This window comes from Bradyrhizobium nivariense (assembly GCF_029846695.2).
Taxonomy (GTDB): domain Bacteria; phylum Pseudomonadota; class Alphaproteobacteria; order Rhizobiales; family Xanthobacteraceae; genus Bradyrhizobium.
The window spans coordinates 1-11,488 of record NZ_JARWCR020000125.1 but is presented as its reverse complement, the minus strand read 5'-3'; the positions used below and the strand labels follow the sequence as shown (position 1 = coordinate 11,488).

General features: G+C 60.2%; 15 protein-coding genes, 1 tRNA gene and 1 pseudogene. 9 read left to right on the top strand and 8 right to left on the bottom strand.

Going from position 1 to position 11,488, the window contains the following annotated elements:
* Positions 1 to 320: 320 nt before the first annotated feature.
* Positions 321 to 974: a histidine phosphotransferase ChpT gene (gene chpT / locus QCM77_RS44555; protein ID WP_279668754.1), complete on the bottom strand. Its 654-nt coding sequence runs from the start codon at positions 972 to 974 to the stop codon at positions 321 to 323.
* A 170-nt stretch (positions 975 to 1,144) separates the two neighbouring features.
* Here chpT and QCM77_RS44550 point away from each other — a divergent pair, with 170 nt between their 5' ends.
* Positions 1,145 to 1,978 (top strand): 3'(2'),5'-bisphosphate nucleotidase CysQ family protein, encoded by an 834-nt coding sequence (locus tag QCM77_RS44550; RefSeq protein ID WP_279668755.1) that lies wholly within the window; start codon positions 1,145 to 1,147, stop codon positions 1,976 to 1,978.
* On the opposite strand, the gene QCM77_RS44545 is transcribed toward QCM77_RS44550, so the two are convergent.
* On the bottom strand, positions 1,968 to 2,453 hold the full coding sequence (locus tag QCM77_RS44545) for a YHS domain-containing (seleno)protein (protein WP_279668772.1): 486 nt from the start codon (positions 2,451 to 2,453) through the stop codon (positions 1,968 to 1,970). The genes QCM77_RS44550 and QCM77_RS44545 overlap by 11 nt on opposite strands.
* 139 nt (positions 2,454 to 2,592) lie before the next feature.
* Here QCM77_RS44545 and QCM77_RS44540 point away from each other — a divergent pair, with 139 nt between their 5' ends.
* The 5 genes and pseudogenes from QCM77_RS44540 to QCM77_RS44520 all read left to right on the top strand — a co-directional run bounded on the left by QCM77_RS44540 (position 2,593) and on the right by QCM77_RS44520 (position 5,737).
* A complete protein-coding gene (locus QCM77_RS44540) occupies positions 2,593 to 3,198 on the top strand; it encodes a DUF1134 domain-containing protein (protein ID WP_279668756.1) in 606 nt (201 codons plus the stop codon).
* A gap of 119 nt (positions 3,199 to 3,317) precedes the next feature.
* A complete protein-coding gene (locus QCM77_RS44535; protein WP_279668757.1) occupies positions 3,318 to 4,616 on the top strand; it encodes a coiled-coil domain-containing protein in 1,299 nt (432 codons plus the stop codon).
* A 169-nt stretch (positions 4,617 to 4,785) separates the two neighbouring features.
* Positions 4,786 to 4,860, top strand: a tRNA-Val gene (locus tag QCM77_RS44530).
* A 284-nt stretch (positions 4,861 to 5,144) separates the two neighbouring features.
* Positions 5,145 to 5,297, top strand: a pseudogene (locus QCM77_RS44525) (ArsR family transcriptional regulator); the annotation flags it as partial.
* A 263-nt stretch (positions 5,298 to 5,560) separates the two neighbouring features.
* Positions 5,561 to 5,737: a site-specific integrase gene (locus tag QCM77_RS44520; RefSeq protein WP_280096975.1), complete on the top strand. Its 177-nt coding sequence runs from the start codon at positions 5,561 to 5,563 to the stop codon at positions 5,735 to 5,737.
* Positions 5,738 to 5,753: 16 nt separating this feature from the next.
* On the opposite strand, the gene QCM77_RS44515 is transcribed toward QCM77_RS44520, so the two are convergent.
* The 4 genes from QCM77_RS44515 to QCM77_RS44500 all read right to left on the bottom strand — a co-directional run bounded on the left by QCM77_RS44515 (position 5,754) and on the right by QCM77_RS44500 (position 8,510).
* Positions 5,754 to 6,083 carry a DUF2441 domain-containing protein gene (locus tag QCM77_RS44515; protein WP_280096974.1) on the bottom strand — a complete coding sequence of 110 codons (330 nt, stop codon included), beginning with the start codon at positions 6,081 to 6,083 and terminating at the stop codon, positions 5,754 to 5,756.
* 1,058 nt (positions 6,084 to 7,141) lie between these two features.
* On the bottom strand, positions 7,142 to 7,288 hold the full coding sequence (locus QCM77_RS44510; RefSeq protein ID WP_280096973.1) for a hypothetical protein: 147 nt from the start codon (positions 7,286 to 7,288) through the stop codon (positions 7,142 to 7,144).
* 8 nt (positions 7,289 to 7,296) lie between these two features.
* Complete coding sequence (locus QCM77_RS44505) at positions 7,297 to 7,437, bottom strand: hypothetical protein (protein ID WP_280096972.1); 141 nt, start codon at positions 7,435 to 7,437, stop codon at positions 7,297 to 7,299.
* Positions 7,438 to 7,439: 2 nt separating this feature from the next.
* A complete protein-coding gene (locus QCM77_RS44500) occupies positions 7,440 to 8,510 on the bottom strand; it encodes a ComEC/Rec2 family competence protein (RefSeq protein WP_280096971.1) in 1,071 nt (356 codons plus the stop codon).
* A 199-nt stretch (positions 8,511 to 8,709) separates the two neighbouring features.
* Here QCM77_RS44500 and QCM77_RS44495 point away from each other — a divergent pair, with 199 nt between their 5' ends.
* From QCM77_RS44495 to QCM77_RS44485, 3 genes are all read left to right on the top strand, one after another.
* Positions 8,710 to 8,964 carry a hypothetical protein gene (locus QCM77_RS44495; protein WP_280096970.1) on the top strand — a complete coding sequence of 85 codons (255 nt, stop codon included), beginning with the start codon at positions 8,710 to 8,712 and terminating at the stop codon, positions 8,962 to 8,964.
* Between the two features lie 16 nt (positions 8,965 to 8,980).
* Positions 8,981 to 9,451, top strand: a complete 471-nt coding sequence (locus QCM77_RS44490) for a hypothetical protein (protein ID WP_280096969.1) — start codon at positions 8,981 to 8,983, stop codon at positions 9,449 to 9,451.
* A 317-nt stretch (positions 9,452 to 9,768) separates the two neighbouring features.
* Positions 9,769 to 10,542 carry a DUF2806 domain-containing protein gene (locus tag QCM77_RS44485; protein WP_347882447.1) on the top strand — a complete coding sequence of 258 codons (774 nt, stop codon included), beginning with the start codon at positions 9,769 to 9,771 and terminating at the stop codon, positions 10,540 to 10,542.
* A 190-nt stretch (positions 10,543 to 10,732) separates the two neighbouring features.
* Here QCM77_RS44485 and QCM77_RS44480 read toward each other — a convergent pair whose 3' ends face one another.
* Together QCM77_RS44480 and QCM77_RS44475 are read right to left on the bottom strand one after the other, a co-directional pair.
* Positions 10,733 to 10,981, bottom strand: a complete 249-nt coding sequence (locus QCM77_RS44480) for a hypothetical protein (protein WP_280096968.1) — start codon at positions 10,979 to 10,981, stop codon at positions 10,733 to 10,735.
* A 169-nt stretch (positions 10,982 to 11,150) separates the two neighbouring features.
* Positions 11,151 to 11,488: hypothetical protein (locus QCM77_RS44475; protein ID WP_280096967.1), on the bottom strand; the 338-nt coding region annotated here is incomplete at its 5' end.

Sequence of the window (11,488 nt, the reverse complement as noted above, 5' to 3'; positions counted from 1 at the left end):
AGGCGGAAGATGTTATCCAGGATCTTGGCGTTGTTCGGCTCCTGCTCGAACTTCACCAGCTGATTGTCGACAGTGTCCAGGCTCTCGCTGGTTTCCGTCAAAAACTCCCGCAACAGATCATCCATGAAAACAGGCCTTCATACAGGGAGGGCGCGCACGCGACGTGATGCGCCATTTCGGAATGGGGCCAGCTTCACCGCAAAGCGTTTAATAATGGTTGAGTATGTGCAAAAGAACGGAACGAACAAATAGATAAGGCGCTCCGGACAAGCCGAAGCGCCTCGTAAAGGATAGATTAACGTTTGCGAGCGGCGGCGCGCTTACGAAGCGATAATGGTGATGGCTTCGCCTTCGTGCGCGAGCCTCACGGTGAGCCCGCAGGCCTCCGCCAACAGCCGCGTATAATAAGGCTGGATCGCGTGTGCATCCGCGGCCGGGCCGCGCTCGCCGCTCAGGAGCTCGGAGATGTTCTGCGGCAGGCGCGCATTATGTCCGGTCGCGGAGATGCGGAAGCTCATCGTCTCGCCCTCGCCGATCGGGTCGATCGTCAGCATGCCGCCGCGCGGGATCGTGTGCTGCGAGACGACCAGCATGTTGAGCAGCAGCTTGACGCGATTCTTCGGCAGCAGGAGCCGCGGCAGATTCCACGTGATCGAGCACTTGCCGTCCTCGATGTGGCCGCGCGCCATGGTCTGGGCATCGCCGAGATCGATCTGCGCACCGGACGAGCCGGCCGCGCCAAAGGCGAGGCGGCAGAACTGGAGGCGGGCGGAGGCCGTTTTCGCGCTCTTGCGAATCAGGTCGAGCGCGAACTCGCGATCGTCGGGTTTGGGATTGTCGTCGAGCACTTCGAGCCCATTGACGATTGCGCCGACAGGGCTGATGAGATCGTGGCAGACCCGCGAGCACAGGAGCGCAGCGAGTTCGAGCGCATCTGGAGCGGTAGCGGTGGCGGGTGACGAAGCGTCAGACATAAAGGGTTCCTGGAATTGCACGGCGCGGACGCGGCGAATCACGCATGCTCGACGAATGCCGCGGGTTCTAACATTCGCACCCCCGTGGCAGCTAGCTTGCGATCGGTTCGAAGCGGCCATAAAGCCGCGGCGAATCACTCGAGTAGGAATGGATTGCCGATGAATGAGGCATGCAGGTGAAGCGGATCATCGACGGGGCGGCCGCCTCCCACCTGATGGAGCCGCTCACCGCGCTGGTGGTGAAGGCGGGCGAAGCCATCCTCGCGGTCAACCGCGCGGCGATGCGGGTCGACGGCAAGCAGGACGGCTCGCCGGTGACCGAGGCCGATCTTGCCGCCGACCGCATCATCGCGGACGGGCTGGCGCAGCTTGCGGGCGACGTCCCGACGCTGTCGGAAGAGCGGACCGAGCTCGCCTCGCCGCCATTCCGCGACAGCTTCTTCCTGATCGACCCGCTCGACGGCACCAAGGAGTTCGTCGCCGGTCGCGACGAGTTCACCGTCAACCTCGCCCTCGTGACCTCAGGCGTGCCGCTGCTGGGCATCGTCAGCGCCCCGGCGCTCGGGCTGCTCTGGCGCGGCATCGTCGGCCGGGGCGCCGAGCGGGTGAGGTTTGACGGCGCTACCATCGGCGCTGCCGAGCCGATCCGCACCCGCAAGCTGCCGAGGCCGGGCGAGCCCTGGATCGCGGCGGTGAGCCGCTCGCACGGCGATCCCAAAAGCGAGGCATTCATCGATAACAGGCCCAATGCCGTTAGGAAGATGGTCGGCTCGGCCGTGAAATTCGGCCGGATCGCGGAAGGCAGTGCCGACATCTATCCCCGCTTCGGGCCGACCTCGGAATGGGACGTCGGCGCCGGCTGCGCGGTCGTGACCGCGGCCGGCGGCAGGGTGACCGACGGCAAGGGCGGCGAGCTCCGCTTCGGCGAGCGCCACGATGGCGGATTCATCATCCCGGAGTTCATCGCCTGGGGTGACCCGCAGGCGGTGGTTGCTACTGGCTGAGCTTGTCCTGGAGCGCCGGCCAGCGCTTGCCCACCTCATAGAGGAAGCGCTCCGGATTGGCGGCGAAGGCGTCGCGATTGGCTTCCCGGCTGAACAGATAGAGCCGCTGCGCCGCAATCACGAAGAAGCGGGGATTGCCGGCGGTGGTCACGCCGCGGGCGATATCGGCCGGATCGTAGCCGCCGAATTGCGGCCCGTAGACCTCGGGATGGGCCAGGAAGGAGGCCCGGTTGCCCTCGTTCCGAAAGCGCCAGACTGCGCCCCACAGGTTCGCCTCGAACTCCGCCGTGCCCTGTTCGGCGCCGCCATCGACGAAATAGGCCACGGGATCGAAGCCCTCGATGGCCACGCCGCTGAAGCGGTTGACGACGATCCGCTCGGTGGTGGCCGCCTGCGCCGGCAACCCCGCGCAGATGATGCAAATGCCCGACAGCAAGCAGACCAGGAGGCCGATCAAGGCAATTCCGGGGCGCAAAGGGCTGGCTTCCTGCCGTTGTGCCGTCATAGTTGCTGCGGATAACATCCGAGTCGAGGGGACATCCGGCGCAACCTAGAGCCGCGCCTGTTGGCGGCAGGTTAAGGAAGCGACCGATTTCGATACCAGGGGTTCTTTTATGACTTTCGCATCACGCCTTGCTGCGTTCGCGCTTGCCGCGATGGTCGGCTTGATCGTGCCGGCCGCCGCCCAGCAGGCGCCGCCGCCCAATTTGCCGCCGCCGCAGCGGACCCAGACGCCCAGCACCTATGGGCCCGACGAACTCGTGACGGCCGGCCACCGCTTCTTCGGCAACGTCTCGCGCGGCCTCGCCTCGATCATCGAGAAGGCGGTCAGCCAATGGGGCCTGCCCAACGGCTATATCCTCGGTGAGGAAGGCTCTGGCGCGTTCGTCGCCGGCCTGCGCTACGGCGAAGGCACGCTCTACACCAAGAACGCCGGCGACCTGCGCGTCTACTGGCAGGGCCCCTCGCTCGGCTTCGACTGGGGCGGCGACGGCGCGCGCACCATGACGCTGGTCTATAATTTGCCCGCCACCAACGCGATCTATCAGCGCTTCGCCGGCCTCGACGGCTCGGCCTACATCATCGGCGGCTTCGGCATGACGGCGCTCACCGCCAACAACATCGTGCTGGTGCCGATCCGCTCGGGCCTCGGCCTGCGGCTGGGAGCCAATATCGGCTATTTGAAATTCACCCCGCGCGCGACCTGGAACCCGTTCTAGCGCCCCGCTTTCCCCTCCGGCGACGGATCAAGGTTAACGACATGTCGGGGCTGGCTTTTTGCCGGCCCCGCATGCAATGTCGTTGGTAAATTTTTCCTTAGCTTTGGGAGTTCTGGCCCATGGTCGAACCGATCATGTACCTGGCGATCGGTTTCCTGCTCTCGATGCTGTGCGGGCTTGCCATTGTGCCGCTGGTGCATAACCGCGCGGTGCGCCTGACCACGCGCCGGCTCGAGGCCGCCACGCCCTTGTCGATGGCCGAGATCCAGGCCGACAAGGACCAGCTCCGCGCCGAATTTGCCATGTCGGCGCGACGGCTGGAGATGAGCGTCGACCAGCTCAAGAACAAGACCACGAGCCAGCTCGCCGAGCTCGGCAAGAAGAGCGACGCCATCAACCGCATGAAGATCGAGCTCGGCGAGAAGAACGCCACGATCTTCGCGCTCGAAGCGCGCGAGAAGGCGGTGAAGGAGCAGCTCCGCGCCACCGAAGAGGAATTCAACACCAAGACCGAGGCGCTGCGCGCCGCCGAGCATGCGCTGACCGACAAGCAGGGCGAGCTCGCAAAAATCAATTTCGAGCTGTCCAACCGCTCGATGATGGCGGAAAGCCGCCAGGTCGAGCTGGTCGCGGTCCGCGCGCAGATCGAAGAGCTGAAGAACCGCGTCGGCGACGCCGAGAAGGAGTTTGCGGCGACGCAGGCGCGGCTGACGCAGGAACGTACCGAATCCGAGACCGTCTCGCGCGAACTCGGCGATGCGCGCGGCCGCGTCGAGAATCTGAGCCAGCGCGTCACCGAGCTCGATCGCCAGCTCATCGTGCAGGTCAAGGAAGCCGAGATGCTGTCGGGTCGCGTCGCCGACCTCGAAGGCCGCCTCGCCACGCAGGGCAAGCTGCTCGCCGAGCGCGACTATGAGAACAACCAGCTCCGCCAGGCCAATGAAGGCAACGAGCGTACCGTCAAGGAGCTGCGCGTCGAGATCGCGGCCTTGAGCGGCGGCAAATCGTCGGCCGCAATGGAATCGCTCCGCGCGGAAAAGACCGCGCTGGAGGAGCAGCTCCGCACCGCCCGCGACGAGCGCGCAAAGCTTCAGCGCGACATCAACGCGATCCAGCAGCAGGCCGAGAGCTCCTGGGCGACCGAGCGGATGGAGAACGCGCTGCTGCGCGAGCGCATCAACGACATCGCCGCCGAAGTGGCCAAGCTCGCGATGCAGCTCGAAGGCCCGAACTCGCCGATCGAGGCCCTGCTTGCGGCCGAGGCCGGTCAGCCGCCGAGGCCGGCGCCGCGCCCGGCCAACGACGCCGCCAGCAACGGCACGGCCGCGGGCACCCTGCCCGAAGGCGGCGGAACACTCGCCGAACGCATCCGCGCGCTCCAGGCCCACGCCTCCCGCGCCCGCCAGCAGGGCGCGTAAGCGGCCCCAAAACGGTCTTACCGCCGGATTGCGTGGTCTCCGGAAGGTTTTCGGGCCGCTTTTAACGTCTTGAGGCGCCTCGAAACTTGACACCTTCGGCCCGCACTTCTAAATCGCGGGCTCCAATGCGCCGGCCGGCCGAAACTCGGGTCGCCTGCATGATGGTCCCGGGTGCATAGCTCAGCGGGAGAGCGTTCCCTTCACACGGGAGAGGTCCAAGGTTCGATCCCTTGTGCGCCCACCATTACCCTTTGATCTCAATTACTTATGACTTGCATTCCCTTTCCGTGTGCCCGAAAAAAGTCGGGGCACAGTGTGGGCACACCCGCCAGGTGAGGCCGCGATTGTGCGACCAACAAAGCGCCCCCACTGAAGGCATAGCTGCACGTGCAGCGCAGTCCGGCTGTCTCATCATTGGGGCGGCAAGCCGATTGACGCGATGCTGTGGCGCAAGAACATTCATAAACGGGCCCATGTACGACAAATAGGACCGGCGGAGCGCGCGCTGGCGTTGCCACCGGCGAACCGGCCGGACTTTCTACCATCGCGTGTCAGCGGCGACTGAAGAGGCTCCCGTTCTGAAGGCATGATCAAGTCCGACATCTCGATCGTTTCGCCGAACGCGGTAGGCAGACGTATTCAATGCTTGTGCTTGTGATTCTGGAGCGGGAGCGTGCGGAGTCGTCCGTGAACAAGGCTCTAAGCGATTGAGCAGGAGTCAGTTTTCCGGTTGCGGCGGCATTTGAGATTGCAGGGATTGGGGGCTTGAGGCCCCCAAACCTTGCAATTTTCGTTTGTGGATTCCCGTCTACGCGGGCAAAGGCGAGAAGCCGATTGACCGGCACGCTCTGTCCCAGGCGGTCCGCCGCCTTCGGCTGAAGTTGAAGATGGCCGAATGGTCTCCGCACGATGCGCGCCGGTCAGCCACGACCTGGGCACGGGCCATGGGTATTCCCCGCGACACAACGGAGGCGCTCACGCATCATGCCATTGTCGGCAGCGGAAAGACCTATGACCGTTACGACATGCAGGCTGAGAAGCGAACAGCCGTTGAAGCAATCGCTGAGTACATTGGCCGAACCCTGCGGCGTAGAGATGCCGCTGAAAAAGAAGCCGCGTAGCGAACACGCTTCCCCTTCACAGGCCGAAGCCTGTCACCTGGGCATCGCCCACGAACAGGGTCTCCCATTGGGGACTCTCGCCCGCCTCGCCCCGCCAGTATTTGCGAGCCCCCTCTCTCGTTACGGAAAGAGGCTCACTGTCAGCAAGTAAGTGACTGGCATCCGCCCGATGAATCGTACCTGTACAGGTCAACTCGCACACCGTGCTACCCAGTCCGACAAGCTGCTTCCAGTAGCGCGCCTCTTCCGGCGTTTCGCAGGCGTATAAGCAGCGTTGGCGGGACGGCGGCCCGCCCTTGAACTCTGCAAGCCTGATGTCTTCCATTATCAGCTCGCGGCAAAGCATGAGTAGTGCCGTGCCACTTCGACTGCGATTGTCGGCAAAATCGGGCAGTTGACATGCCCAGCTTCAACCTGCTTGAGGAACTCGACCGCACGCAGCTCGACAGTTATTCCGTTCTGGTTCGTCACAGGGTAGGTCCGAGAGCCCTCGTAAAAACCAAAAAATGGGTGTCGCTTTCCCCTAGCTTGACAACTTGGCCCAAGGCCAACGCTTGCTTATACGGCTTCGTTTCGGTGAGGTGAAACAACTTTCGGCCGCTAACCTGTTCAACCATGCGGTCTAATCTCTGGTGCGAATCAACATGAGCTTACCCGAATCTGTCCGCTGCGATCACTGCGACGAGGAGTTCTCGCCAGAGAAGTTGACTGTCGTCGACCCTCCGGCCGGAAACGGCGAGTCTGTCTGCGTTCGGTGCATCGAAATCATGCTCCGTCGGGCCGTCGCGAAACTGCCGCGCGAATATCAGTGAAACCGGCCAATACGTTGGGTGCATTCGGCTAGTCTCATTCTCGGGCTAAAGCCTCGAAAGACCCAGAACAGAAAGCTGCCCAACAGCAAAGGACGATTCGGGAGCACGATTGCTCCCGGTCGTCACGACCTAGGCGCGGGCGATGGGGATCTCCCGCGACAGAACGGAGGCGCTCACGCATCATGCCATTGTCGGCAGCGTTTAGGAGCCTGGCTTGATCACAACGCCCGTGACCTCAATGGGTTCTTTTTTGAACAGCCCTTTCGCGCCCGCAGAGGCGCTCCAATCGCTGAGCGTCTCGTTTGTCAGGTGAGTTCGGGCAAGCTCACCCCAGGAGAGACCGACTTGACGCCACCTCTCCTTCCGGGCTGGAAGGTTGTTCAGTAATTGTTGGGCATTCACAGCGAACCGAGCTGCTTCGGAGTGGGGATCACGTGTAGCTTCGGCGATGGCCTCACGGAACATGTTCTCCGACTGTTTCCAACCCGAGTCGACGAATCTACCTTCGCCAAAATATTCAAAGCAGGCCCGGAAGCGAACTGCGCGGCCTACCGCCCTGTACGGCGATAAATTCGGTTCGCTCAGCCACTGCTTAAGCGTCTTGAGTTTGCTCCGGGCCACCCGTCAGAAGCACATCGTCGCTTTCGAACAACAAGAACGCTGTGAGGCCCGCAATCTCTTCCTGCATCTCGGAGTCTTGCTTTTCTAGCCAACTGACAATTGCTTCCAATGGCGACATGGGTTCTCCTAGTAGTCCGCCGCCACTAATTGGTCTGTTTTAAGCGCAGCGGCAAAAAGGGCGATGTTGACTATTAAGATGGTGACGAGTGATGCGGTATTCTGGTCTTTGAGAGATTTCTCTTTTGCCCCTTTAGCTGCCCTCTTCATTGCTACTCTTCTTGTTCGTCGGGATATGGCTTGTTGGCGACACGCCCCCAACCGCGATAGGGAGCGTTATTCCAGACACTGAAAGCGCCGTCCTCAGTGGTACAAATCAACGCACCACGATGCAGCATAGCCCTCCGCACGGCCTTCCTCGGGTGCTCCTCGTCTTCATCTGCGGCGCTAATCATTGCGGTGAAAAGCTCTTGGCCGTCCGGCAGCAGTTGAACCAGACGCGGCCCAAGCCATCGGTCTAGCAGTTCCGTCGAAACGTTGCGGCGTCCCCCATGATGAGGTACCTGAAAACGGTCTACGCCGGGCAAGTAGAGCCCGGCTTGCGGCGCAAACTCAGCTGCCTCAGTCAAGGCTGATCGTCCGGCATCACCTGTAAGAACGATCTTGTGTCCATTCAGGTAAGCGAATTGCACGACGCTCATCTCGTTCTCGACGCTAGTCTCCTCGCTGGAGAATCGTTCGCTGCCCCATCCTGCCTTGATAAATGAGACGACCGGTTCAATAAGCTTCATGAACTCCGATAGAATTCCGGCAGACTCTGCGGTTTGCTGCGGCGTCTTCTCTGAAGCTATAAGGAGCTGCAAATATCGCCCCCGAGATGGGGCTAAGACCCGAAAAGGTCCAATCCACTCCCCTTGAAAGGGCTCCCGGATGGGAATGCCCTTTCGCAACGCGATCTCTTCGAGCTTCGCTATGTAAGGATACGCGTCTCGCAGCCTCGACCCTAGACTAGCGGCTGAATTGTATCGGGAAAAATACGGCAAGAGCGGTTGCGCGTAATCCCAAGGGCGCAACATCCAAAGCTCTCCCACCTGGAAATTCTCAAGGATCGAAGCCAAGCCCTCCGCATGATCTTTATCAGGGTGCGTAACTATGACCCGGTGGATAATGCCGCTGCCGTAAAACTGGTGAATGTGATTGGCGAGGTCCGGGGCCGTGCTCGTGTAACCGCCGTCCACAACGTGAATGTATTGCGCGCCATTGATCTCGTACCGGATAGCAATCGCATCACCGCTCTTTGACGTATGCACCGGCAAGAAATCAATCTCGTAAAAGTCGCTCATAAAGCCTCAAACGAAAATCTAACGGAAGCACCTGTCGCTCCCGTCAACCTTGACTTGTTGGGAACATATTGAGAACACAGCAGGCAGTGAATTCAGCACGAATCACCATCCACAGCTATCGTCCGACGTTCAGTGTCAAACGTGATCGCAATGCGGATATCGTCACCTGGGTGAAACCTACTGATTCGGAGAAGACGAGATGCGCAAACCGATCGATCTCAGTGGCTTGGGTAGCCAAATGCCCTTAAGTGGAATGAGACCCGGTATTCAAGGCGGGGTGAGCACCGCTAATTTGCAGGAAGCCCTGCTCAAGAAAGGCCTGTCGTCAGCCAACCTAGCCACCGCGCTGGGTAATGCGCCTGCTGCGGCCCCTTCAGCTCAAAATGGCAGTGGGACAGCGCCTTCACCATCAAACGCACCTGCGAGTTCGAATGCAAAACCCGATAAAAGCTAGAGCGGCGTGAGCCCATTTGCCAATCGCTGATCTACTTCCATATGCGCAGCTCGGCGCCAGCACCGCCGCAGCTATTGGTCTGCTTCTCAGCAGTTGGCAGTTTTGGCGCAGCCGCAAGGCGACGACTCTTCAGCACATTCAAGACTTTCTGAAGTCCATGAACGAACGCGAGGCCGCGCTAGCCGATTCGCAAGACGATCCGGCGAAGCAGCGTCACGCATTCGTGGAGTATCTCAACTTCCTGGAAGTGTATGCGGCCGCAGTGAATGGCAGATTATTCGTTGGAGTTGCCCGCGAACTCGTATGCGAAAAGATAGTAGATTCACTTGTCGTCCTAGATGCGGCCCCTGATTGGCACCAACAGATTGAGAGTTCAATCAGCAGCGGCAGCACTTACTCGCATATCAGAAAATTCATGAGCCGCTATCGGCACACTTTCGATACGCGAAAAGCCGCTTCGCTAGTGGCGGGCAAGCATCAGCGCTAGTCGCCGCGGTGTCGCGCGGGTATGTTCGGGGCGTGATGCACGGCAGGTTCAACAGTTGCCCGAGCCAGGAAATTTGATTGCATGAGAAACGAGATCGTACCTCCTGACCGCAGTTTCTTAGATGAACTGAACCTCCCCAAGTTGATCGCAGGTCCTGCTGGCGAAGCCATTTCGCGCTTGATAGGCGGCGCAGCTGACATACCGGCAGCTTGGCTGGCGCAGGTGACACAAGGCATCAAAGATAGGACCGACGCCAAGAGTGTGGTCAGCAAAGCCGTTGCGACGCAGCGGCCTCGTTTGCTAAGGATGACCCCGAGATTATTCAACGCGCGGCGCACACGTTGTTGGCTAAAGAGCTTCGACGGCAAACGAATCGTGAGGCCATCGCGAGGAAGACCATTGAACATCTGGCTGACGAACCGATCGCGCAAACGACGAAGCTAGATGATGATTGGTTGAACGTTTTCGAGCGCTACGCCGAAGATACCTCGTCGGAACGTCTTCAAGATATGTGGGGACGTATATTGGCTGGCGAATTGCGGCAGCCAAAGCAATTCTCATTGCGAACGCTTCGGTTCGTCTCCGAGTTGGACGAAATCGTAGTGAAACAGTTCGAGGAATGGTCTTCCAAGGTGATCGAGTTTGATTCAATTCCATTCCCACCCAATCAGGGCGGCGAATTCAGCGAGCTTCTCAATATTCAAGATTGCGGACTAATCACCGGCGTAGGCGGCCAATTGCATAAGCAGTACGATTTGAAGCATCTCCAAGAAGGTCAGCTCACACCTATTTCTTTCACGTTCAGGAAGGCTTTTACGGTTGCAGTCATCCTCAACGGCCCCATTCAATTTCAAATACCTTGTCTATTTCTTACGGCTGTCGGGCGTGAGATTTATGCAATCACACAGGCTTCTGCCGATATGGAAATGGTCAAAACCTTCGTTGAAAAAGTCCCTAAGAATAGGGTCCAGCAGATTATGATTGTAGACTTGGAAACTAGCAAAGCTGAGCAGGCTGGAAATCGGAGGCTAGCTGAGCTTGCGGGAGGTCGCCTTCGAAGCCTCTTCGAAGGCCCGCCCAACTTCTCCTAGCTTGGCGTCAAATTCGACCTCCAATCGGCCGCTCACCAGCGTGCGAACAGAAACGAGATGGGTGCGGCCTTCGTCGAGAGCAGACGCAAGTCTTTCTTGCATCTGCTCCGCCGTGAGCCCTTTCCCCCATACATGTCGGGTTACCACCAACTGCATGAGGCGCCCCAGATCAGCAGGCACGCCGTCTTGATCACTCATACGCATTTCCGTTACTGCCCCCGATCACCGTGCGAGTGATCTGCCAGGGCTCGACTCTGTACCAATCGAACACGTCTTCCAGACTGAGAGCCCGAGCGACCTCCCGCCCGCTCGCACTGTCGGGCTCTTCGATCAGATAGAACTTATTGCGCCCGGCCCGCACGAGGCGATCTCGACACACCAAGCCGGTCGACTCGTCCAGATAAACTCGGGTTGCTACGGTAAATTCGACTTTCTGCATTTCCCCTGCCCCTTGGCTTCGCGCCGCTACCCCTAGCGACGCGTCTTTCAGGGAGATTGCCAAACCGCTCGGCACACGAAAAGTCCGGTATAGTGCTAGGTTGACCGTTCAGGTGTTGCATGGCAATATCTCACCCACAGATTGTTAGGTCTGTGAGATAACAAAAGCGTTAGGCGTCATAACGCACGAGCCCGGAAAGCGCGGCGGGTTTCGGATAGAGCTTCAACAACTCTCGCGAACGAACGCGCCCGAGGCACCTCTCCAAGAACAACGGCCCGCAGTACGTCACTACGGCCTGCACCGCATCGCGCGGAATGTGCTGTCGACGCGAAGCCGCGTAAGCCAAGCCGGGCAAGATCATGTCCGGCAAGGAGTCAATCGTAAGCGCGATTTTCCCCGCACGTTGACGCCTGCGCTTTTGACGGATGGCCTTCGTATCGGGGGCGGCGTCTGGCCTGTTCAGGCAGCGGCGGTTTCGGCGAAGTTGAAGGGCAGCAGGTCGGTGAT

What these genes read in the sequence shown, in the direction of transcription:
- chpT (WP_279668754.1), bottom strand. Translation starts at nt 974, where the DNA reads ATGTCTGACGCTTCGTCACCCGCCACCGCTACCGCTCCAGATGCGCTC.
- QCM77_RS44550 (WP_279668755.1), top strand. Translation starts at nt 1,145, where the DNA reads ATGCAGGTGAAGCGGATCATCGACGGGGCGGCCGCCTCCCACCTGATG.
- QCM77_RS44540 (WP_279668756.1), top strand. Translation starts at nt 2,593, where the DNA reads ATGACTTTCGCATCACGCCTTGCTGCGTTCGCGCTTGCCGCGATGGTC.
- QCM77_RS44535 (WP_279668757.1), top strand. Translation starts at nt 3,318, where the DNA reads ATGGTCGAACCGATCATGTACCTGGCGATCGGTTTCCTGCTCTCGATG.
- QCM77_RS44520 (WP_280096975.1), top strand. Translation starts at nt 5,561, where the DNA reads ATGGGTATTCCCCGCGACACAACGGAGGCGCTCACGCATCATGCCATT.
- QCM77_RS44515 (WP_280096974.1), bottom strand. Translation starts at nt 6,083, where the DNA reads ATGCTTTGCCGCGAGCTGATAATGGAAGACATCAGGCTTGCAGAGTTC.
- QCM77_RS44510 (WP_280096973.1), bottom strand. Translation starts at nt 7,288, where the DNA reads ATGTCGCCATTGGAAGCAATTGTCAGTTGGCTAGAAAAGCAAGACTCC.
- QCM77_RS44505 (WP_280096972.1), bottom strand. Translation starts at nt 7,437, where the DNA reads ATGAAGAGGGCAGCTAAAGGGGCAAAAGAGAAATCTCTCAAAGACCAG.
- QCM77_RS44500 (WP_280096971.1), bottom strand. Translation starts at nt 8,510, where the DNA reads ATGAGCGACTTTTACGAGATTGATTTCTTGCCGGTGCATACGTCAAAG.
- QCM77_RS44495 (WP_280096970.1), top strand. Translation starts at nt 8,710, where the DNA reads ATGCGCAAACCGATCGATCTCAGTGGCTTGGGTAGCCAAATGCCCTTA.
- QCM77_RS44480 (WP_280096968.1), bottom strand. Translation starts at nt 10,981, where the DNA reads ATGCAGAAAGTCGAATTTACCGTAGCAACCCGAGTTTATCTGGACGAG.